Origin of the sequence: Tenacibaculum todarodis (assembly GCF_001889045.1) — a bacterium.
GTDB classification, from domain to species: domain Bacteria; phylum Bacteroidota; class Bacteroidia; order Flavobacteriales; family Flavobacteriaceae; genus Polaribacter; species Polaribacter todarodis.
Window position 1 is genome coordinate 220049 of record NZ_CP018155.1, and the last position, 23296, is coordinate 243344.

The 23296-nt window shown below is 31.1% G+C and carries 19 protein-coding genes and 1 tRNA gene; 14 read left to right on the forward strand and 6 right to left on the reverse strand.

From position 1 onward, the window contains the following. Positions 1-6: 6 nt before the first annotated feature. The 3 genes from LPB136_RS01055 to uvrA are packed head-to-tail and all read right to left on the reverse strand — an operon-like array spanning position 7 to position 6449. On the reverse strand, positions 7-2811 hold the full coding sequence (locus tag LPB136_RS01055) for a gluzincin family metallopeptidase (protein WP_072554363.1): 2805 nt from the start codon (positions 2809-2811) through the stop codon (positions 7-9). A 59-nt stretch (positions 2812-2870) separates the two neighbouring features. Next, on the reverse strand, positions 2871-3578 hold the full coding sequence (locus LPB136_RS01060) for an LOG family protein (protein WP_072554364.1): 708 nt from the start codon (positions 3576-3578) through the stop codon (positions 2871-2873). A gap of 45 nt (positions 3579-3623) precedes the next feature. Continuing rightward, positions 3624-6449 (reverse strand): excinuclease ABC subunit UvrA, encoded by a 2826-nt coding sequence (gene uvrA, locus LPB136_RS01065; RefSeq protein WP_072556865.1) that lies wholly within the window; start codon positions 6447-6449, stop codon positions 3624-3626. 109 nt (positions 6450-6558) lie between these two features. On the opposite strand from uvrA, the gene LPB136_RS01070 reads away from it, so the two are divergent. The 6 genes from LPB136_RS01070 (at position 6559) to LPB136_RS01095 (ending at position 12307) form a co-directional block, all read left to right on the forward strand. Beyond that, positions 6559-6783: a PspC family transcriptional regulator gene (locus LPB136_RS01070; RefSeq protein WP_072554365.1), complete on the forward strand. Its 225-nt coding sequence runs from the start codon at positions 6559-6561 to the stop codon at positions 6781-6783. Next, the gene (locus LPB136_RS01075) at positions 6780-7781 is read left to right on the forward strand and encodes a potassium channel family protein (protein WP_072554366.1); all 1002 of its coding nucleotides are present in this window, start codon (positions 6780-6782) and stop codon (positions 7779-7781) included. Before LPB136_RS01070 ends, LPB136_RS01075 begins: the two co-directional genes overlap by 4 nt. Further along, entirely contained in the window at positions 7781-8677 is an 897-nt protein-coding gene (gene rfbD / locus LPB136_RS01080) for a dTDP-4-dehydrorhamnose reductase (RefSeq protein ID WP_072554367.1), read from the forward strand. The genes LPB136_RS01075 and rfbD overlap by 1 nt, the downstream gene beginning before the upstream one ends. Before the next feature lie 91 nt (positions 8678-8768). Next, entirely contained in the window at positions 8769-10400 is a 1632-nt protein-coding gene (locus LPB136_RS01085; protein ID WP_072554368.1) for an alanine/glycine:cation symporter family protein, read from the forward strand. A gap of 10 nt (positions 10401-10410) precedes the next feature. Next, on the forward strand, positions 10411-11121 hold the full coding sequence (locus LPB136_RS01090) for a ComEA family DNA-binding protein (RefSeq protein WP_072554369.1): 711 nt from the start codon (positions 10411-10413) through the stop codon (positions 11119-11121). A 28-nt stretch (positions 11122-11149) separates the two neighbouring features. Beyond that, positions 11150-12307 carry an acyl-CoA dehydrogenase family protein gene (locus LPB136_RS01095; protein WP_072554370.1) on the forward strand — a complete coding sequence of 386 codons (1158 nt, stop codon included), beginning with the start codon at positions 11150-11152 and terminating at the stop codon, positions 12305-12307. Between the two features lie 166 nt (positions 12308-12473). Here LPB136_RS01095 and aroC read toward each other — a convergent pair whose 3' ends face one another. Continuing rightward, positions 12474-13535 (reverse strand): chorismate synthase, encoded by a 1062-nt coding sequence (gene aroC / locus LPB136_RS01100; RefSeq protein ID WP_072554371.1) that lies wholly within the window; start codon positions 13533-13535, stop codon positions 12474-12476. 158 nt (positions 13536-13693) lie between these two features. On the opposite strand from aroC, the gene LPB136_RS01105 reads away from it, so the two are divergent. The 7 genes from LPB136_RS01105 to LPB136_RS01135 all read left to right on the forward strand — a co-directional run bounded on the left by LPB136_RS01105 (position 13694) and on the right by LPB136_RS01135 (position 19866). Next, a tRNA-Ser gene (locus LPB136_RS01105) sits at positions 13694-13778 on the forward strand. Positions 13779-13832: 54 nt separating this feature from the next. Next, a complete protein-coding gene (gene rluF, locus LPB136_RS01110; RefSeq protein WP_072554372.1) occupies positions 13833-14723 on the forward strand; it encodes a 23S rRNA pseudouridine(2604) synthase RluF in 891 nt (296 codons plus the stop codon). Between the two features lie 211 nt (positions 14724-14934). Continuing rightward, complete coding sequence (tgt, locus tag LPB136_RS01115) at positions 14935-16065, forward strand: tRNA guanosine(34) transglycosylase Tgt (RefSeq protein WP_072554373.1); 1131 nt, start codon at positions 14935-14937, stop codon at positions 16063-16065. 53 nt (positions 16066-16118) lie between these two features. After that, entirely contained in the window at positions 16119-17204 is a 1086-nt protein-coding gene (locus tag LPB136_RS01120; protein ID WP_072556866.1) for an LptF/LptG family permease, read from the forward strand. Further along, positions 17191-18087 carry a DMT family transporter gene (locus LPB136_RS01125; protein WP_072554374.1) on the forward strand — a complete coding sequence of 299 codons (897 nt, stop codon included), beginning with the start codon at positions 17191-17193 and terminating at the stop codon, positions 18085-18087. Before LPB136_RS01120 ends, LPB136_RS01125 begins: the two co-directional genes overlap by 14 nt. Before the next feature lie 85 nt (positions 18088-18172). Further along, a complete protein-coding gene (locus tag LPB136_RS01130) occupies positions 18173-19126 on the forward strand; it encodes an acetyl-CoA carboxylase carboxyltransferase subunit alpha (RefSeq protein WP_072554375.1) in 954 nt (317 codons plus the stop codon). A gap of 17 nt (positions 19127-19143) precedes the next feature. Further along, entirely contained in the window at positions 19144-19866 is a 723-nt protein-coding gene (locus tag LPB136_RS01135; RefSeq protein ID WP_072554376.1) for a DUF3667 domain-containing protein, read from the forward strand. Between the two features lie 85 nt (positions 19867-19951). Here LPB136_RS01135 and LPB136_RS01140 read toward each other — a convergent pair whose 3' ends face one another. Then, entirely contained in the window at positions 19952-21010 is a 1059-nt protein-coding gene (locus tag LPB136_RS01140; RefSeq protein ID WP_072554377.1) for a TlpA family protein disulfide reductase, read from the reverse strand. Positions 21011-21107: 97 nt separating this feature from the next. Here LPB136_RS01140 and hutH point away from each other — a divergent pair, with 97 nt between their 5' ends. Then, the gene (hutH, locus tag LPB136_RS01145; protein ID WP_072554378.1) at positions 21108-22613 is read left to right on the forward strand and encodes a histidine ammonia-lyase; all 1506 of its coding nucleotides are present in this window, start codon (positions 21108-21110) and stop codon (positions 22611-22613) included. Positions 22614-22756: 143 nt separating this feature from the next. On the opposite strand, the gene LPB136_RS01150 is transcribed toward hutH, so the two are convergent. Then, a complete protein-coding gene (locus LPB136_RS01150; protein ID WP_072554379.1) occupies positions 22757-23242 on the reverse strand; it encodes a DUF7832 domain-containing protein in 486 nt (161 codons plus the stop codon). Positions 23243-23296 lie beyond the last annotated feature (54 nt).

Sequence of the window (23296 nt, forward strand, 5' to 3'; positions counted from 1 at the left end):
TGTATATTATAGTAATCCTCTTCTGATATAGTTGTAAATTCTGTCAAAACTTGTGGTGATAACAAAACGTATTTTACTGCTATAATTGTCATTTAGCTGAAATCCTTCGTTTGTATAAACCGGAAGATAGAATTCAAAAATATTAGGAATAAAATTGAGTCGGACTCCGTTTTCATAGAAAAAACGTGGATTTTGATTCCTGTTTTTAAGCATTGCAGCATCATTGTAGACTTCTAGCCAGTTCCAAATACCGATACTAGTGTTTACAGAAGTTGCTAATTGGTTAGCAAAAACATCTTGATTAAAATTCGATTTAAAACCTCCGTCTGCAACCACAAATTGCTGACTAAATAAACCAGAACTTTCTGATCTTCCAAATAGGTTTTGTTCAAATAAATAATCTGATCCTCGGTTTAATCCAAAGCTAAAATAGTCTCCTTTAGATTTGTTGTTAAGAAATATTCCTCCAAAAAAGCGAAGTTCAAAATTTTGATTTCTATTAAACTCTTTTCTGTAACGAACGTCTGTTGAGAACTTTGTAAAGTTATTTCCGAATTCAGCATTTAAAGCATATTGAAAACGTTTTACAACATTAGGTTTGCTATTTACATATCTAACATTAAAAATTGTGTACTTATCTCTTTCCGAAATTTGTAAGCTATCTGGAATATCTTTGTTAATGTAAACTAAACGAGTAAGTAAAAATTTTGTACCAACATCTCGTAAACTATTCCTTTTAAATTGAATGTTTACAAATGGAGAAAATTTGTTATAACCTAATTCAGGAGCGTAATGAAAGTTGCTGCCGCTAACGCCATATTTAATTTTGTAAATTTTATCACTTTTAAAAAAATGATTGTAACCTAGCGCATAACCACCAGTTAAATTTTTACTTTTTGTACTGTAATTTGGAGTTAAACTAAACTCAAAGTTATGAGCTAAAACTGGTTTGTTGTTTAGATTTATACCTAAAATTAATCCATCATATAGGTTGTATCTTATGTTTGGACTATAAAAAAGTTGATTGTAATAAGGGTCTCCAACATCTTTATAGAGTCTAAACTGAAAAGGTTTGTGTAGTAAACTGTTGTTTGTTTTTCTAAAGTTATCTAACGAATTATATTCAGGATATAATTGCTCATAATTTAAGGCTAGTTTGTCAAACCCGTTTTTAGGAATTGTTATAGTTTTAGTAGAATCTACTCCAGTTATCCATTTTTTAAATTTAATTTTTTTGTCTTTTACGCCGTATAAAGCAACGGGCGCAGTCATTTCTCTTTTGTTTTTTATGGTGATTCTTAAAGAATCTTCAGTTTGTACAACTTTCTTTATTTTATAATCTATTTTTTTGTCTGTTGAAATATAATCTCCAAAAAACCAATCAAGATTTTTATCAGTTTTTGAGGTTAATATTTTTTCAAATTGAAGACTATTTGTTGGTTTTAATTGATTTTTAGCATAGAATTCTTTGAATGAATTTTTTAAAATACTATCTCCAACAAAATCTTGTAAATACCTAAAACCTAAACCGGATTTATACTTACTAACTACTTTTCTGTTGAAATTAGATAGAGAATCTGCTCTAACATTTAAAGCTTGGTCAAAGAATTTACGAGCACTAAATTGATACACAAATTGATATTTATCATTCTGTTTTAATTTTGAAATGTTGTAACTTTTTATTCCCCAGTATTTAGAATACTTCCCTAGAATGGTAATATCTGGATAATATTTTTTCACATATTCCATCATTAAAAAAGTTTGAATACCGTCTTTTAACCAGTAATCTTTTCTTTTATTGAATAGTAAAACGTCGTCTAAATATTTAATTGTTAGCGAGTTGAAAAAACGCATTTCCCATCTAAAATTTTCAGGAAACGGTTTTAGCCATTTTGGTAAACCATAAATATCATGCAAAGAGTTTTTTCCAACCGAATTTCTATCAATAAATATTTCTTTATTAGGATATTTCCCAAGAAAATCTTCAATAAAATTCAGTTCTCTGTCAACAATATCTGTGGCAACTCTTGGGTCTAAAAAATCTTCTAATAAATCCGTTTTTACTAAAGTTTTTTTAGTTTTTAACGTAGTAAATTTATTGATACTATCTATACTTATAATTACATCTTTGGTGTTGTTTCCTGTAAAATTAGTTGTCGTTTGGTTGTTTTTAAGAGTGTTTTTTAAATTACTTTCTATAAAATAAGGCTTAGGAGCAGAAATGTTAATATTATAATTTGCAATGTTCATATACAAATCATCCAAGTTTAAATTACTCATGGTTTGCCAACCATTTTCATAAACCACAGGAGTTAAATACCAATAACGTAAATGAAAACCAGTTTTGGTTTTTCCGTATCTGGTAAATTTTGCATCAGGTATTTTAACAGTATAATTTGCCGTAATTACAATGCTGTCATTGGGTTTTAAAGAAGTGTTTAAATCAATTTTAAGAATATCTTGATGGTTTATAACTTCATTGTATTCTACTTTCTGGTAGTTTACTAGAAGATTATGAATAGTAGTAGAACCTTTTTCTTTATCCTTTGAAAAATAAAATGTGTTTTTATAGTCTTCTAAAAAGCGTTTTGCTAGCGGAGTGTTATTATTTGCTAAGCTATTTGCCCAGTTGTGTAAATATATATTGTTAAGTGTAGTGTTTGTTTTGTTGTGGAATGTAATTTCTTGAACAACACGCAACTTGTCTGAATTGTCTAGTAAGTGAGCATCAATTTTTATCGCGTTTGTTTGCGATAACAGTATTTTACAACTGAATAATAAAAGAATAAGGAGTGCTTTCTTAAAATTCATATGGAAACAAAAAACTCGTTGCACAATGTACAACGAGTTTTTTAGATAATTTATTATTTTTAGAAATTTGGCTTTAATTGATATTTAGCGTAGAAATTATTTAAATGTTCTACAGCTTCATCTGCAGTGTCTACAACTCTAAATAAGTTTAAATCTTTTTCACTAATATTTCCTTCTTCTAAAAGTGTGTTTTTAATCCAATCTAACAAACCACCCCAGAATTTTTTTCCAACTAAAACAATTGGGAAACGTCCAATTTTATTAGTTTGAATTAAAGTAATTGCTTCAAATAGTTCATCCATTGTTCCAAAACCTCCAGGCATTACAATAAAACCTTGTGAGTATTTTACAAACATTACTTTTCTTACAAAGAAGTAATCGAAGTCTAAACTTTTTCCTTGGTCAATCCATGGGTTGTCATGTTGTTCAAAAGGCAATTCTATATTTAATCCAACAGAAACACCTTTTCCTCTATGTGCACCTTTATTACCAGCTTCCATAATTCCAGGCCCGCCACCAGTAATAACACCAAAACCGTTTTGGGTTAATTTAAAAGCAACTTCTTCTGCTAATTTATAATATGGGTGATCTGGTTTTGTACGTGCAGATCCAAAAATTGAAACACAAGGTCCAATTTTACTTAAGCGTTCGTATCCTTCAACAAACTCAGCCATAATTTTAAATATAGCCCAAGAATCATTTGTTTTTATTTCGTTCCAAGTCTTTGTTTGTAATTTTTCTTTTATTTTTCTGTCTTCTTGCGTCATAATTATCCTTTTAAATTTAATATTTCTTGCATAAAAGCAAGCCTGCTAAAGTAATTCTTTTTTCAAAAACTCGGCAGTATAACTTGTTTTATGTTTTGCAACTTGTTCTGGTGTGCCAGATGTTAATACTTTTCCGCCATTTTTTCCGCCTTCCATACCAATGTCAATAATATAATCGGCAAGTTTAATAACGTCCATATTATGCTCAATAATAAGTACTGTATTTCCTTTGTTGGCTAACTTATTTAACACTTCCATAAGAACACGAATATCTTCGAAATGAAGTCCAGTTGTAGGTTCGTCTAAGATATAAAATGTATTTCCGGTGTCTCTTTTAGATAATTCTGAAGCCAATTTTATTCGTTGTGCTTCTCCACCAGAAAGCGTGGTTGATTGTTGTCCAAGTGTTATATAACCTAAACCAACATCTTTAATGGTTTTTAGTTTTCTGAATATCTTTGGTATATGTTCAAAGAAATCTGTAGCATCTTCAATAGTCATATTTAAGATATCAGAAATTGATTTTCCTTTGTATCTAATTTCTAGCGTTTCTCTGTTAAAACGTTTTCCTTGACAAGTTTCACATTCTACTTGAACATCAGGTAAAAAATTCATTTCAATAACACGAACTCCGCCACCTTGACAAGTTTCACAACGACCTCCTTTTACATTAAAGGAGAATCTTCCTGGTTTATAACCACGAATTGCTGCTTCAGGTATTTTAGCAAATAAACTTCTAATTTCTCCAAAAGTTCCTGTGTAGGTTGCAGGATTGGAACGAGGCGTTCTTCCAATTGGAGATTGGTCAATGTCAATTACTTTATCAATATGTTCTATACCTGTTATTTTTTTATACGGCATTGGTTTTTTAACACCTCTATAAATATGTGCGTTAAGTATTGGATATAAAGTCTCGTTGATTAAAGTCGATTTTCCACTTCCAGAAACTCCAGTAACGCAAATCATTTTTCCGAGCGGAAATTCAACCGAAACATTTTTTAAATTATTTCCAGTAGCCCCAGAAAGTTTAATGGTTTTGCCGTTTCCTTTTCTTCTTTCCTTCGGAACTTCAATTTGCTTTCGTTTCGATAAATAATCTGCTGTTAATGTTTTCTCTTTCTTTATTTCATCAAACGTTCCTTGACTTACAATTTCACCACCATGTCTTCCTGCGCCAGGACCAATATCAAAGACAAAGTCGGCACTTTTAATCATATCTTCATCGTGTTCAACTACTAAAACTGAATTTCCAATATCACGCAATTTCACTAAAGAATCAATCAATTTTTGATTGTCGCGTTGGTGTAAACCAATGCTTGGTTCATCTAAAATGTATAAAACACCAACTAATTGAGAGCCAATTTGAGTTGCCAAACGAATACGTTGTGCTTCTCCTCCAGAAAGTGATTTTGAAGTTCTATCTAAGGTTAAATAATCTAAACCAACATCTACTAAAAACTGAATACGAGTTCTTATTTCCTTTAGGATTTCAGCAGCAATTGTAAGTTGTTTTTCTGATAAGTTTTTTTCAATGTTTTTGAACCAATTAGCCAATTCAGTAACATCCATTTGTGCTAAATCACTGATGTTTTTATCTGTAATTTTAAAATGAAGTGCTTCTATTTTAAGTCTTTTTCCTCCGCAGGTAGAACAAGAAACTTCATCCATAAAACCTTTAGCCCAACGTTTAATTGTGGTGCTTTCGGCATTTTTATATTGATTTTCAATGAAAGAAATAATTCCTTCAAAGTCAATTTCATAATTTTTAGTTACACCAGCAGCTTTGGCAGAAATTTTAAAAGTTTCTTTTCCTCCGTTTAAAATAATTTCTTTTGCTTCCTTCGGAATTTTAGAAATAGGGTCGGTTAATTTAAATTTATAACGTTCTGCAATATTTTCAAGTTGCTTAAAAATCCAACTTCCTTTTTGTTCTCCTAACGGAACAATTCCTCCGTTTTTAATAGAAATTGAAGTATCTGGAATTACTTTTTGTTGGTTGATTTCATTTGTAATTCCTAAACCATTACAGCTTTGGCAAGCTCCTTTTGGAGAATTGAATGAAAACGTATTTGGTTCTGGATTTGGATAGGCAATTCCTGAAGTTGGACACATTAGCTCACGGCTAAAATAACGTGGTTTTTCAGCATCAACATCAATAACCATTAAAATATTATTACCAGAATATAAGGCGGTTTTTATGGTTTCTTCTAATCTTTTTTCAGCAGATTCATTAACAACCAATCTATCTATAACTACTTCTATATCGTGTGTTTTGTAACGATCTAGTTTCATTCCTTTTTCAATCTCTTTTATTTCTCCATCTACACGAACACGCACAAAACCTTGTTTAGAAATCTGCTCGAAAAGCTCACGATAATGTCCTTTTCTTGATTTTACTAAAGGAGCTAAGACGGCAATTCTTTTTCCGTCAAAATCTTTTAAAATTAAGTCTCTAATTTGCTCATCGGCATAACTCACCATTTTTTCACCAGTATTATATGAGTAAGCATCGGCAGCTCTTGCAAATAATAAACGAAGGAAATCGTAAATTTCTGTAATGGTACCAACGGTAGAACGCGGGCTTTTATTAGTAGTCTTTTGTTCTATGGAAATAACGGGCGAAAGCCCATCAATTTTATCAACATCTGGTCTTTCTAATCCACCTAAAAATTGACGCGCATAGGCGGAAAAGGTTTCAATATAACGTCTTTGACCTTCAGCATAAATGGTGTCAAAAGCTAAAGAAGATTTACCGCTTCCGCTTAAACCAGTAATTACAACCAGTTTTTCTCTCGGAATTTTAACGTCAATATTTTTTAAGTTATGAGCTCTTGCTCCATAAACTTCTATAAATTCTTGCTCTTTAGCCATTGGTGTTTTTTGGAAAAAAGCAAAGTTACCAATTTGATTTGAGTTTTGGTTTGTATGTTGCAAACAAATCAGTTGAAAATAGTATCTTGCAGTTATAATAAAAGTATTGATGGGAGTAAATTCAGTAAGACATTTTTTTGAAAAACACGGATTTGGTGTTTTTTCTCGATTTGCAGATAAATTGGGTATGCGTGCAAAAAATGTACGAATATTCTTTATCTACATCTCTTTTGTAACCGTTGGTTTGTCTTTTGGTTTGTACTTAACGTTGGCTTTTTTATTGAAATTAAAAGATATGATTTACACTAAAAGAAGTTCAGTTTTCGATTTATGAATAAAATATTCGAATCTAAATTATACCGCGCTTTAACACTCTTTTTTATAATAATATTATTGGGTGTTTTTGGTTTTATGGTAATTTCTGGTTATGGTTTTATAGATGCGCTATACATGACTGTAATTACAATATCAACTGTTGGTTTTAGTGAAGTACATCCGTTTACAGATGCAGATAAAATTTTTGCAGTATTCTTAATTTTAACAAGTGTGCTTGTAGTTGGTTATACAATTTCATCATTTTCAGAATATTTAATTACAGGACAATTATTTGAACATTTTAAACATAAAAAAGTGGAGAAAAAAATAGCAAAACTTAATGGACACACTATTGTTTGTGGTTATGGTAGAAACGGAAAACAAGCTATTGCAAAGCTTAAAAATTATAATAAAGAGTTTGTTGTTGTTGAAAAAAATCAAACACTTATTAAGAAATTAGATGCTGAAGGAGTTTTAAATATCCAAGGAGATGCAACTACAGATGAAACCATGTTGCGTGCAGGTATAGATAAAGCTTCCAATTTAATTACGGCTTTACCTTCGGACGCAGATAACTTATTTGTGGTGTTAACAGCAAGTCAATTAAATAAAGAATGTAAAATTATAAGTAGAGCTTCTAAAGAATCATCCTCAAGTAAACTTAAAATTGCTGGAGCAGAAAATGTAATTATGCCTGATAAGTTAGGTGGAGCACACATGGCATCTTTGGTGGTAACACCTGATGTTATAGAATTTGTAGATCAGTTAACCATTTCGGGAGAAACTACTACAAATTTAGAGGAAATTGATGTAAATAACCTTCCAGAAAAGTATATTGGTAAAACTATTTTAGATTTAGACTTGCGTAAGAAAACTGGTTGTACAGTAATTGGCTTTAAAACACCAAGTAAAGAATATATAATTAACCCAGAAGCAAACACGGAGTTAGTTTTAGATTCTAATTTAATTATTTTAGGACGTCCAGAACAGATTACAAAACTTAGAGAATTGTTTTAATGATAAAAGTACTCATCACAGGAAGTAACGGTTTATTAGGGCAAACACTGTTAAAACAGTTGTTAGATACACGTTGTAATGTTATTGCAATTTCTAAAGGTAAAAATAGATTTCCTACGGAAGATGGATATCATTATTTTGGAATTGATATAACAAATACAGACTTATTATTAAACACAATAAAAGCTGTAAAACCACATTTTATTATTAATGCAGCAGGAGTTACAAATGTAGATTTTTGTGAAGATAATAAAGAATTGTGCGATGCTGTAAATGTAGAAGCAGTAAAACATTTAGTAGCTGTTACTAAAGAATTAAATGCGCATTTAATACATATCTCAACCGATTTTATTTTTGACGGAACAAAAGGAAATTATAAGGAAACTGATATTCCTAACCCAGTTAACTACTACGGAAAATCAAAATTATTAGCTGAAGAAGCAATTGTAAACTCAACTATAGATTATACTATTTTACGTACTATTTTAGTTTTTGGTAAAGTAGCAAAAATGAATAAAGGAAACCTTGTTTTATGGCTAAAAGAAAAGTTAGAAGACAAAGATGAAGTTACTATAGTTGATGATCAATATAGAATGCCAACCTATGTAGAAGAGTTAGCAAGGGCATGTTTGTTAGCAATGCAAGAAGAAGCTAAAGGAATCTTTAATATTTCATCTAACAAGCTATTGAGTATTTATGAAATGGCACAACAAATTACTGAGGTGTTTGAGTTAGATAAAAACTTGATAAAACCCATTTCTACGGCAACTTTAAATCAAAAAGCAAGAAGACCACCAAAAACAGGTTTTAATTTAGATAAATCTATTAGGGTTCTTGGTTTTCAGTCAAAATCTTTTAAAGAAAACTTGCAAAAATTTAAAGAAAACCTAACGTAAATTTCATATTTAACGCTCAAAACTTGTCAAAAGTGCAATTTTTTATGATATTGCGAGCTACTAATTCAAAAACTAACACAATAATTATATTATGAAGAAACAACTACTAGCGTTGCTAGCAATTTTAGCGCCAATGTTTACATTTGCTCAAGAAAAAGGTATAGACCAACGTATAGACGAGGCATTTAAGCCGATATCAGATTTTTTTAGTAGCGTAATTTTCTTTCCAATTTACAAAAATGAAAGTGTAGAAATTCCATTTGTACTTCTTTTATTGGTATTTAGTGCTGCATTTTTTACAATTTATTTTAAGTTTCCGAATTTATTTCATTTTAAAACTGCAATTAATGTTGTTAGAGGTAAATATGATGATTTAGATGAAGGTCATGGTGTAGATGATGCGTATGGAGATAGTACTCCAGGAGGAGATATTAGAGAAACAATTAAAGATGAAAGTGCAGAAGGAGAAGTTACACACTTCCAAGCTTTAGCAACAGCCGTTTCAGGAACCGTTGGTAATGGTAACATTGCAGGTGTTGCATTAGCAATTGCTTTAGGTGGTCCAGGAGCAACATTTTGGATGGTAGTTTGTGGATTCTTAGGAATGTCTACAAAATTTGTTGAATGTACATTAGGAGTTCAATATAGAGATGTAGGAGAAGATGGTACTGTTTATGGTGGTCCAATGTATTATATAAGTAAAGGTTTAAAAGAAAGAGGATTTGAAATGATTGGAAAAATTGCAGCAGTAATTTTTGCAATTTTCTGTATCGGAGGTTCTTTTGGTGGTGGTAACGCAGCTCAATCTAACCAAGCAACTGTAGTTTTAAAAGAATTATTAGGATTAGAAAGTTCTGCCGCTGGAGCAATAATTGGAGTTATTTTAGCAATTATAGTAGGTATTATAATTATCGGAGGAATTAAAAGAATTGCACAGGTTACAGAGAAAGTAGTTCCATTTATGGCAGGATTATATGTGTTAGCTTGTTTATATATTTTAGGTTCTAACTTTTCTTTAGTTGATGATGCATTTGCTTTAATTTTTAGAGAAGCATTTAATCCAACAGCTATTGGAGTTGGTGGTTTTATAGGTGTATTATTAGTAGGTTTTAAAAGAGCTGCATTTTCAAATGAAGCAGGTGCAGGTTCTGCATCAATTGCGCATTCAGCAGTAAAAACAAAATATTCAGCATCTGAAGGTTTAGTGGCATTATTAGAGCCGTTTATTGATACAGTATTAATTTGTACAATGACAGCCTTAGTAATTATTATTTTTAACTTCGGAGGTGATGCTTCAGGAGCAACAGTTTTCCAATATGGAGGAGACGGAAGTGGTGGAGTATTTATTGACGGAGCAAGATTAGAAGGAGCTGGAATTACTTCAGCAGCATTTGCAGAATATATTCCTTTTTCTAATGTATTCTTAACTATTGCAGTTGTTTTATTTGCAGTTTCTACAATGATTTCTTGGTCTTATTACGGATTACAGTCTTGGAAATATTTATTTGGAAGAGGTAAAAAAGCAGATTTAACGTACAAATTATTATTTTTATTATTTGTAGTTATTGGAGCAGCAGCGAGTATGAAATCTATTTGGGATTTCTCTGATGCAATGATCTTTGCAATGGTATTCCCTAATATGGTAGGATTATATTTCTTATTCCCAGTTGTTAAAAAACAATTAAAGAGGTATACAGACGCTATAAAAGAAGCGAAAGCATAAAACATATTTTATGAACATATTTAAATCCCATTTCTGGTATAACAAAAGCCAAAGAAATGGGATTTTCTTTTTAATAATACTTATTGTTGTTCTTCAATTAACATATGTATTTGTTGATTTTTCTTCTGAAGAAATACATGATGTAAACACTTCAGAATTACTTGTATTTCAAAATCAAATTGATAGCTTAAAAGCTATTGAAATTGAAAGGAGAAAACCAAAAACATATCCATTCAATCCAAACTTTATAACCGATTATAAAGGTGAACAACTCGGAATGTCTTTAGTGGAAATTGATAGACTACATCAATTCAGAAAACAAGATAAATTTGTAAATTCAACTAAAGAATTTCAGCAATTAACAAAAATATCAGACAGTTTATTACAAACAATATCACCGTTTTTTAAATTTCCAGATTGGGTAACTTCAAAAAGTAAAAGAACTACATTTAAAAAGCTAAATCCTATTGAAAAGGTTTTTAAAGAAGATGATTTTGAAAAAGCATCAAACACTAAAAAAGAAATTATAAAACTAAACGTAAACAGCGCAACGTTTAAAGAGCTGCTTAAAATTCCAGGAATTGATTATGAGTTATGTAAGAAAATCTTTGAATTTAGAGACGAAGTCGCAGAACTTCAAGATATATCAGAATTAAAAAACATCGAAGGTTTTCCGATGGAAAAATACGATAGAATAATTGTATATTTGACTGCTAAATAAACAGTAACAAACAACTAAAAATATACATATGTACTTTACAGAAGAACACGAATCTTTTAGACTAAGTTTTCGGGAATTTTTACAGAAAGAGGTAGTTCCGCATATTGATAAATGGGAAAAAACAGGAACCGTAGAGCGTTTTATTTGGAAGAAATTCGGTGAAATGGGTTACTTCGGAATAAATCAACCAGAAGAATATGGTGGAATGAACTTAGATTTATTTTATACGGTAATCTTTTTAGAAGAATTACAAAAAGTAAACTCTGGTGGATTCGCAGCCAACATGTGGGCGCATGGATACTTAGCCATGACACACTTGAACAAAGAAGGAGATGATCGTATTAAAAGAGAATATTTAACGCCAAGTATTGAAGGAGATAAAATAGGTTGTCTGTGTATTACAGAACCTTTTGGAGGGTCAGATGTTGCAGGAATGCGTACAACAGCAATTAAAAAAGGAGATACTTATGTGTTAAACGGATCTAAAACGTTTATTACAAATGGAGTCTATTCTGATTATTTAGTGGTTGTAGCCAAAACAAATCCAGAAGATAAGTACAAGGGAATGAGCATTTTTGTGGTTGATAGAGATACTCCAGGAATTTCATCTACCAAATTAGATAAGTTAGGTTGGCGAGCGTCCGACACCGCAGAAATAGCATTTGACAATGTTGTTATTCCTGCTGAAAATTTAATGGGAGAAGAAGGAAAAGGATTTCCTTATGTTATGCAACACTTTGCTTTAGAGCGTTTAGTTATGGGGATTAACGCTCATGCAAGAGCAGATTACGCAGTAGAATATGCTGTAAAATATATGGAAGAACGTGTTGCTTTTGGTAAGTCTTTAGATAGGTTTCAGGTATTACGTCATAAAATTGCTGAAATGGCAAGTAGAGTAGATATGTGTAGAGAATACAATTACTCAATTGCTAAGCGTTTAAATGATGGAGTTTACGTAGTTAAAGAAGCAAGTATGTCTAAATTATTATCAACCAAAATGGCAGACGAAGTAATTTATGAAGCCTTACAATTATTGGGAGGTTATGGTTATATGGAAGAATATCCAATGGCACGTTTATTACGTGATAGCCGTTTAGGGCCAATTGGTGGTGGAACTTCTGAAATTTTGAAAGAAATTATCGCAAAAATGGTAATTGATAAGAAGGAGTATAAACCAGCGACTTAGCTTTATTGATTAGCGTTTTTTGCGAAAATAGTTTTTTTCTATTCGCAAAAATGGTAATCGATAAGAAGGAATATAAGCCTGCTACTTAAAAAAGTATTTATAAAAATGGAAAAACCGAAACTTAATAGTTTCGGTTTTTTTATGATTCGTTAAATATGAAAGATAATTAAACAGTTCTTGTTCTATTCAATAACCAAAAGTCAGCTAAAACTAAAGCAGCTAAAGCTTCAACAATTGGTACAGCTCTTGGAACAACACAAGGATCGTGTCTTCCTTTTCCGTGAATTTCTGTCAATTCTCCTTCAGAGTTAATTGTTTGCTGATTTTGCATAATGGTTGCTACTGGTTTAAAAGCAACTCTAAAATAGATATCCATTCCGTTGCTAATTCCTCCTTGTATTCCACCAGACAAATTAGATTGTGTAGTTCCGTCTTCGTTAAAAATATCATTGTGTTCAGAACCTTGCATTTTTGCACCGCAAAATCCACTTCCAAATTCAAAACCTTTAACAGCATTTATAGAAAGCATTGCTTTTCCTAATTCTGCATGTAGTTTATTAAAAATAGGTTCTCCCAAACCAACAGGTACATTTTTTATAACGCAGGTTACGGTTCCTCCAATAGTATCTCCAGCTTTTTTAATTTCAGTAATTTTAGCAATCATTTTTTCTGCGGAAACTGTGTCTGGGCAACGAACAGCGTTACTTTCTGTTTTAGAAAAATCTAAATCTTGATACGGTTTGTCTATAAAAATATCTCCAACAGAAGATGTGAATGCATTAATGTTAATGTGAGCAATTAATTGTTTTGCCAATGCACCAGCAACTACCCAATTGGCAGTTTCACGTGCAGAACTTCGTCCACCACCACGATAATCTCTAACTCCGTATTTTTTGTCATAGGTGTAATCTGCATGAGATGGTCTATAAATATTGGTGTTATGATTGTAGTCTTTACTTTTCTGATTGGTATTCTTAATCATAAACCCAATAGAAGTTCCAGTGGTTTTTCCTTCAAAAATACCCGATAAAAACTCAACAGTATCTGGTTCTTTACGTTGCGTAACAATTTTAGATTGTCCAGGTTTACGTCTATCTAGTTCTTGTTGAATAGCTTCGAGATCAACCTTTAATCCCGCAGGGAAACCATCAATAACACCGCCAATTGCGGTTCCGTGAGACTCTCCAAAAGAGGTGAGGCGTAATAAATTTCCAAAAGAATTAAACATAGTATAAATTTTAAAGCACGAATTTAAGATTTTAAGTTTATTAGAAGAAGTTCTATTGGTAAAAAAAATGTAAAAAAAAATATCAAAAAATGTTTCTAGAAACAAAAAAGCGTATTATATTTGCACCCGCAATCAGAGAATATCTGATGAGGCACTTTGGAGAGTTGGCAGAGTGGTCGAATGCGGCAGTCTTGAAAACTGTTGACTGTAACAGGTCCAGGGGTTCGAATCCCTTACTCTCCGCAAAAGCTTAAAACATTTGTTTTAAGCTTTTTTCTTTTTTATACATTTGCAGCAATGGAAAACAACAATCAAAAATCTATAAACCTTAATAAATATATAAGCTCTTCAGGGATTTGTTCTCGTAGAGAAGCAGAAAAATTTATTAATGAAGGCAGAGTTACAATAAATGGCAAACCAACTCAATTAGGTAATAGAGTAGGTAAAAAAGATGTTGTAAAACTAGATGGAAGACTTGTAAAACCAAAAAACAACACGCTTTACATTGCTTTAAATAAACCCGTTGGTATTGTTTCAACTACAGACGAAAGAGAACCAAAAAACATTGTTTCTCATGTAAATTATCCAGAAAGACTTTTCCCAATCGGACGTTTAGATAAGCCGTCTGAAGGATTAATTTTCCTAACCAATGACGGAGATATCGTTAATAAAATTTTACGAGCGGGCAATAACCATGAAAAAGAATACTTTGTTACTGTAGATAAAAAAATAACAGACGATTTTATCCAAAAAATGGGAAATGGAATTCCAATTTTAGGAACTGTAACTAAAAAGTGTTTGGTTGAAAAAGTAAGCGATAAAATCTTTAAAATCATTTTAACCCAAGGCTTAAATAGACAAATTCGTAGAATGTGTGAGCACTTAGATTACGAAGTAATTAAGTTAAAGCGAACAAGAATTATGAATGTAGAACTTGGCTATCTACAAGCTGGAGATTGGCGAGAGTTAACAGAAGAAGAAATGCAAGAAATCAATAAAATGATTTCTTTTTCATCAAAAACCGAAGAAGCCTCACTTGTTAAAGAAAAACCGAAGAAGAAAGTTTCAAAGAAAAAAGCAGTGCCAACAAAAAACGATTTCAATAAAAAAAGTGCCTCTTTTAGAAAATCATCGCCCAAAAGTAAGAGGAATAATTCAAGTTTTTCATCAAAAAAGAAACGCTGGTAGCATTTGGGCGTTACCTTTCAGGTCAGGCTTTTCACTTCAATCTTTTTCTTCGTTCCTCATAAAAAGGATTTCCGTTGCAATCCTTAACGCACATTTTTGCAAACTATTAGCAATATCAATTTTTAAATACTTCTATAAGAGCTGTTAAAAGCTTCTATTTTTAAGAGTCTTTTAATTTTTCAATCTTTAAATAATACTATCTTTGCCAACAATGAAATTTGACTTACACACCACAGACCAAAAAAGTAAAGCTAGAGCTGGAACAATAACAACAGATCACGGTACAATAGAAACTCCTATTTTTATGCCAGTTGGTACAGTTGGTACAGTAAAGGGCGTTCATCAATCAGAATTAAAAGACCAAATAAATCCAGATATAATTTTAGGAAATACCTATCATTTATTCTTGCGTCCAAAATTAGAAGTTTTGGAAGCAGCCGGAGGTTTGCATAAATTTATGAATTGGGATCGAAATATCTTAACCGATTCTGGTGGTTATCAAGTATATTCTCTTTCAGGAAGAAGAAAAATAAAAGAAGAAGGAGTAAAGTTTAAAAGTCATATTGACGGTTCTACACATTTTTTTTCACCTGAAAATGTAATGGAAACCCAACGTACAATTGGTGCCGATATTATTATGGCATTTGATGAATGTACACCATATCCTTGCGATTATAATTACGCAAAACGATCAATGCACATGACACATAGATGGTTGGATAGATGTATAAATCATTTAGAAAAATTGCCTTTTAAATATGGTTATGAGCAAACTTTTATGCCAATTGTGCAAGGAAGTACTTATAAAGATTTACGAAGACAATCTGCAGAATATATAGCAAATTCTGGTCAGCAAGCAAATGCAATTGGAGGACTTTCTGTTGGTGAGCCAGCAGAAGAAATGTATGCAATGACTGAAGTTGTAACAGAAATTTTACCAGAAGATAAACCACGTTACTTAATGGGTGTTGGTACGCCAATTAATATTTTAGAAAACATTGCTTTAGGTATTGATATGTTTGACTGTGTTATGCCAACACGTAATGCTAGAAACGGAATGTTATTTACTGCACATGGTTCTATCAACATTAAAAATAAAAAGTGGGAACAAGATTTTTCTCCAATTGATGATATGGGAATTACTTGGGTAGATACAATGTACTCTAAAGCCTATTTACGTCATTTATTTGTTGCTAAAGAAATGTTAGGAAAGCAAATAGCTTCTATTCATAATTTAGGATTTTATGTTTGGTTAACGCGTGAAGCAAGAAAGCACATTATTGCAGGAGATTTCAGAGAGTGGAAAGATAAAATGGTAAAACAAATGGACAATCGTTTGTAATAATTGTTATTATTTCTGTGGAAGCAGGAATCAAAAAAATAGATTTATATAAATTGAAAATTCTAGATTGGTACATATTAAAAAGATTCTTGGTAACATTTTTGTTTACCTTGTTAATTCTAATACCAATTGCAGTTGCTATTGATATTTCTGAAAAAATTGATAAGTTTTTACGTCACGAAAACTTAACATTTTTTCAAATTGTAGATGAGTATTACAAAAATTTCATCATCTATTATGCCAACACATTTATGCCATTGGCGCTATTTATTGCTGTAATCTTATTTACTTCTAGATTGGCAAATAATACTGAAATAATAGCTATTAATAGTGCTCAAATTTCTTTTAAACGTTTTCTATATCCTTATTTTATAGGCGCAACTATTGTTGCGGTGGTTGCTTTGGCAATGAATCATTTTGTAGTGCCAAATAGTAATAAAATTAGAAAAGAATTTGAAAATACGTATATAAAGAAACAAAATTATAAAGATAAATCCGTTAGAGATTTTAGCTTGCAACTAAACGATAGCACCTACATTTTTCTTCAAAACTTTGATTTAGAAAGAAATTCTGGTTATAATTTTTCAACAGAAACCTATCACGGTTTAGAACTAAAAACAAGGTTAACTGCAGACAGAATAAACTGGAATAAAAAAGACTCAACCTTTAAATTATACAATTGGAAAGAAAGAAAAGTCTTTAGTAAACGAGATAGTATTTTTTCTGGGAATAGTCTAGATACCGTTTTTGCATTTACACCCAAAGACTTCGATTACAAAGCTGCTTTAGCACAAGAAATGCCGTCTAATGATTTAATTTCATTTATTGATCTATCTAAAAAAAGAGGTATTAAAAACTTAAATGCTTATTTGGTTGAACTTTATAAAAGAACAAGTTTACCAATGGCAACGTATGTTTTAACATTAATTGCAGTAGCATTGGCACAAAGAAAACGTCGAGGCGGAACGGGAATTAATTTAGCTTTAGGTGTAGCTGTTATGTTTATTTATGTATTCTTTTTAAAAGTTGCAGAGGTTTTAGGAGCAGTAGCAGGAGCAGATCCATTATTAAATGTTTGGATGCCAAATATAATTTTTGGTGCCTATGCAGTTTATCTTTATTTAAATGCTAGAAAATAAATTAAAAAATTATCTTCACTTACACTTTATAGTTTTCATTTGGGGATTTACCGCAATACTTGGAAAACTAATTTCTATTGATGCAATTCCGTTAGTTTGGTATCGAATGGGATTGGCTGTTGTTTTTATTCTAGGATACTTTTTAGTAACCAAGAAGAAATTTAAAGCGGATAAAAAAGGATTGTTAAAATTTTTCCTAACTGGAATAATAATAGCCTTACATTGGGTAACTTTTTTTAAAGCTATAAAAGTTTCTAACGTATCGGTTGCTCTAGTAATGATGAGTACTGGAGCTTTTTTCACCTCATTATTAGAACCTATTTTCTTTAAAAGAAAACTTAAGTTAGTTGAAATTCTACTTGGTTTGTTGGTAATATTTGGACTTTATATTATCTTTAATTTTGAAAGCAGGTATGTTGAAGGAATAATTTATGCGTTAATTTCTTCCTTTTTATCAGCATTGTTTTCAGTGTTAAACGGTTTATTCGTTAAAGAGTATAAGCCAGAAGTTATATCGTTTTATCAACTTTTATTTGGTGTATTAGGTATAACCGTATTTCTGTTCTTTACACAAAGTTTTACAGCTGAGTTTTTTCAATTACAAACAACAGACTGGGTGTATCTTTTAATTTTAAGTAGTTTTTGTACAGCCTACGCTTTTATAGCTTCTGTACATGTAATGAAATATATAACGCCATATACAGTAATGTTAACTATTAACTTAGAGCCAATTTACGCTATTGTATTAGCATTATTGATTTTTGGAGAAACAGAACAAATGAATCCAGCTTTTTATTACGGAGCATTAATAGTTTTGTCTACCGTTTTAATTAATGGTATATTGAAGAATAAATCGAAGTTTATTAAGAAAAACAAACAATAACTGTTTGTAAAAAGTTAACGTATTATACAATTCAACTAAAATTTTATAGTATGTTTGCTGATACAAACAACCATAATCAATCATAATGGAATATTTAGATTTTGAATTACCAATAAAAGAATTGGAAGATCAATTAGTAAAGTGTTACGCGATTGGAGAAGAAAGCGAAGTAGACGTAACAGCTACATGTAAAAAGATTGAAAAGAAATTAGAGAAAGCAAAAAAAGACATATATAAAAATATTACTGCTTGGCAACGTGTGCAATTATCACGTCATCCAAACAGACCGTATACTTTAGATTATATCAACGCAATTTGCGGAGATACTTTTATGGAGCTTCATGGAGACCGAAACGTAAAAGATGATAAAGCTATGATTGGTGGTTTAGGTAAAATTGGCGACCAAAGTTATATGTTTATTGGGCAACAAAAAGGATATAACACCAAAACGCGTCAATACCGAAACTTTGGTATGGCAAACCCAGAAGGGTATAGAAAAGCTTTACGTTTAATGAAAATGGCAGAGAAATTTGGAATTCCTGTTGTTACTTTATTAGACACTCCAGGTGCATATCCAGGTTTAGAAGCAGAAGAGCGTGGACAAGGAGAAGCAATTGCAAGAAATATTCTTGAAATGACTCGTTTAAAAACGCCAATTATAACAATTGTTATTGGTGAAGGAGCTTCTGGTGGAGCGTTAGGAATAGGTGTTGGAGATAAAGTATACATGATGGAAAACACATGGTATACAGTAATTTCTCCAGAATCTTGTTCTTCAATTTTATGGCGTAGTTGGGAGTATAAAGAACAAGCAGCTGAAGCTTTAAAGCTTACAGGTGAAGACATGAAGAAAATGAAGCTTATTGATGGTATTATTAAAGAACCAATTGGTGGAGCACATAGAGATAGAGAAGGCGCTTTTAAAGCTGTACAAGAGCAAATTGTAAATGCTTTTGGAGAATTAAAAGATTTATCTTCAATAGATTTAGTTGCAAAACGTATGGATAAATACGCAGATATGGGTGTTTATAAAGAATAAAGAATTCACACATAAATATGGCTTGCATTAACTGTAAAACTAATTTTGAAGGGCAATTTTGCCCTTCTTGTGGTGAAAAGAAAGACATTGAACGCATTACTTTTGGTTCAATGATAGAAAGTGTTTTTTCTGGATTTGTTAATATGGATAAAGGTTTGTTATTCAATATTAAAAATTTAACATTGTATCCTCAAAAAACAATACTTCAATATATTAAAGGTAAAAGAAAGTATATTCTTAGTCCTATTAGTTATGCAATTGTTACTATTTCTGTTTATATAATTATTACATCTCTTCTTAAAAAAGCTCCAAGTGAGTTGAAAGTTGGTTTAGGGAAACTTGGAGAACAAGGCGAACTTGGTAGGTTTCAACAAATGGGGTATAAAACGGGAGGGTTTCTTATAGAAAAGCTAAAGTATTTCTGGTTATTACAAGCTGTTTTTTTAAGTGTATTTTCAAAATTATTTTTCAAGAGATTCAATTTTTTTGAACATCTAGCTATTAATTCTTTTATAGTAGGTCATGCAACATTAGTTGCTATTATTGTTAGAATATTTTATAGAGGTGAAATTATTGTATTCAATTTTTTGGTTTTCATATACATGATATTTTTAATGTACAAGGTTTTTGGAAAGACAAATAATAAATTTGAGACTATTACAATGTCTAGTTTAATTGTATTGTTTGCGTATATTTTATTCATGGGATTACCATTTACAATTGCTAATTATATTAGCTAGGAAACCCAAAATAAATTAAATAAAAAAGGATGCGATGTTTTTAAACATCGCATCCTTTTTTATTTTCGCTAAGAGCTAACTAAAACTAAACTCCTAATTCAGTAAATAACTTCTTTAATTGTGGATCAGAAGGTCTTGGAGCGTTATTGTCTACAATGTTACCTTGTGGGTCAATTAAGATAAAACGAGGTATACTATTTACTTGATAATCTCTCATAAAGCTAATGTCTTTTCCAGCCCATAATTGAATGCCTGTAAGTTCTTTTTTAGCAACAAAGTTTTTCCACTTTGTATTTGCTTTTTCCCAAGAACCTTGGCTTCTTCTGTCACTATCAGAAGAAATACTTACAAAAGCTACATTTTTATTATGATATTCAGCTTCTAATTTTTGTAAAGCAGGAATCTCTCTAATACAAGGTCCACACCAAGTAGCCCATAAATCGATATACACAAACTTTCCTTTTAAGTCATCTAAAGAAGTTGTTCCGCCTTTGTAGTTTTCATAATTTACAAATTTAGGAGAAGGTTTTCCTTTTGCAACTAAAGCCATAATTTCTGCACGCTGTTTAGCAATAGGATGTTGTTTTTCATATCCTTTTTCTAAAAAGTCGAACATTTGTTTATTTTGACTTTTCACTTTATTTACCATAGAAGTATCAGCATTTTTATATTTGCTGTATAATTTTTCCATGCCTTCTTTAATTGAAGAAATTTTAGCGTCAAAAGCATCTTTTTCTAAAGCAAAATACTCCATCGGATTTCCGTTTTCTCTACTAAATAATACTTGGGCAATTCCAAAATTGTTTCCGTCAGCACCTTTACCAGTATATTTAAAACTGTTTAAAAAATCATCAGAATCTCCAGTTAGGGTTAAATTATAACCGTTTGCTAAATGAATAAAACCACGTTTACCAGTGTTGGTTTGCATTGAGTAAATGTCCTTTTTTTCAACCTTTATGGTATCTTTAAAACTCCCATCAGCATTAATTTTAATAGTTTTATTAAAACCTTGTCCAGAAATAGTTAAAATAGAATCGGTATTATTCTCTAAGGTTCCTTGAAAAGTTAAAAAGTCTTTAGAGTGCTCTTTAGTACAAGAAACTATAGTAATTAGAGCTAAAATTATAAGTGATATTTTTTTCATTTTTTTGAATTGTTTTTTTGAATTCGAACAAAGATACATTAAAAATTTGCATACCTTATTTTGATTGCTGATTTTTGATATACCAAATAAGCGTAAAATGAACCATCATATAATAAGTAGTAAACAATTAGATTTAGAGACAATTCACGATTTATTGCATACTGATAAAAAATTGCAATTATCCGAAGATTCAATTGCTAAAGTTATAAAGTGTCGCGCTTATTTAGATGCTAAAATGCAAGAAAATTCTAAACCTATTTATGGAATTAATACAGGTTTTGGAGCCTTGTATAATGTGAAAATTGATGGTAAAGACTTACAGAAACTACAAGAAAACTTAGTAATGAGTCATGCTTGTGGGGCAGGAGATGAGGTTCCACAAGAAATTGTAAAACTGATGTTGTTATTAAAAATACAATCGTTAAGTTATGGTCATTCTGGTGTGCAATTAGAAATAATATATCGGTTAGTAGATTTTTATAATAATAATATTTTCCCTGTAGTCTATACACAAGGTTCTTTAGGAGCTTCTGGAGATTTATCTCCATTGGCACATTTAGCATTGCCATTAATAGGTCTAGGTGAAGTGTATTTTGAAGGCGAAAAAATTAGCGGAAAAGAAATATTAGATAAATTTAATTGGCAATCTATTCAATTTAAATCAAAGGAAGGTTTAGCGTTGTTAAATGGAACGCAATTTATGTCTGCATACGGAGTTTCAAACCTTTTAAAAGCGTATAAATTATCTTATTTAGCAGATACAATTGGTACATTATCTTTAGAAGCCTTTGATGGAAGAATTGAGCCTTTTAATGAGTTAATTCATTTAGTGCGTCCTCATAACGGACAATTAAAAACGGCTAAAAGAATCTCAGAATTTTTAGAAGAAAGCACATTAATAAATCAAGAGAAAAAACACGTTCAAGATCCCTATTCATTTCGTTGTATGCCACAAGTTCACGGAGCAACAAAAGACACTTTGGCGTTTGTAAAAAAGACGTTTATTACGGAGATTAATTCGGTAACCGATAACCCAAATGTATTTGTAGAGGAAGATTTGTTAATTTCTGGAGGAAATTTCCATGGGCAACCTTTAGCATTAGCGTTGGATTTTTTAGCGATTGCAATGGCCGAATTGGCAAATATTTCCGAACGAAGAACCTATCAATTAGTTTCAGGACACAGACATTTACCACCATTTTTAGTTTCCAATCCAGGTTTAAATTCTGGTTTTATGATTCCACAGTACACAGCAGCAAGTATTGTAAGTCAAAATAAACAATATGCAACACCAGCAAGTGTAGATTCTATAGAGTCTAGTAACGGACAAGAAGACCATGTTTCTATGGGAGCAAATGCGGCAACCAAAGCTAAAAAGGTAGTTGATAATGTACAAACTGTTTTGGCAATTGAATTGTTTACAGCTTCGCAAGGATTAAGCTTTGGTAACGGAAAAACGTCTCCATTTTTAGAATCTTTAGTTGGTTTATTTAGAAATGAAGTTAGTATTGTTGAAGAAGATCGTGTTATGCATCACGATATTAAAAAGGCTTCACAATTTATAGATGGTTTTACTATTGAAGTAACTGAATTGTTTGGGTAGAAAAAAAATAATGTTCGCTAACGTTGTTGTATAAGGAAAGTTGCGGTTTTGTCAGCGAGGAATTTCCGAAGGAAATTCAGAAGTTGATAAAAATGCAACTGCCTTTGTTTAAGCACTAATGTAGCAATTTTTTATACACGTTGTTAGCACCAGTTTTTATTCCACTTTTCAAATCGGTTGTCTATTATTTTCGCTATTTTATGATAATTTTCCCAATTATTTCGTACTCTAAAAATATCTGGGTCATCTTCCGAACTCAATGTTTCTTCGTAATCGTTTACATATTCTCCATTATCGAATTCAAAATAATCCATTGCAAAATTAAATCCAATTTTATTCAGAAGTTCTCCGATTAAAACTCCGTCCCAATTCATATACAATTCGGATGGCGAGATTTGTTCAGATTTAGTTTTTTCAATTTCATCATTACTTTCCTCAAGTAAAAATTCACTATATAAATCGTTTTTAATAACCCAAGCAAAGAATAAACCTGTATGAACATAAGCTTGTTCTTCATCAAGTTCAGCTTCGTTTATTGAGTCAAAATGATATTTCGCTTTGTCAAAAACAAAACTTTCATCAACTTCTTTTAATTCCTTCTTTTTTTTATTGAATAGTTTTCCGAACATTTTTTTTAAATTGGTGCTAACTTTAACGCTGATATGCGTCGTTTTAATGACTTA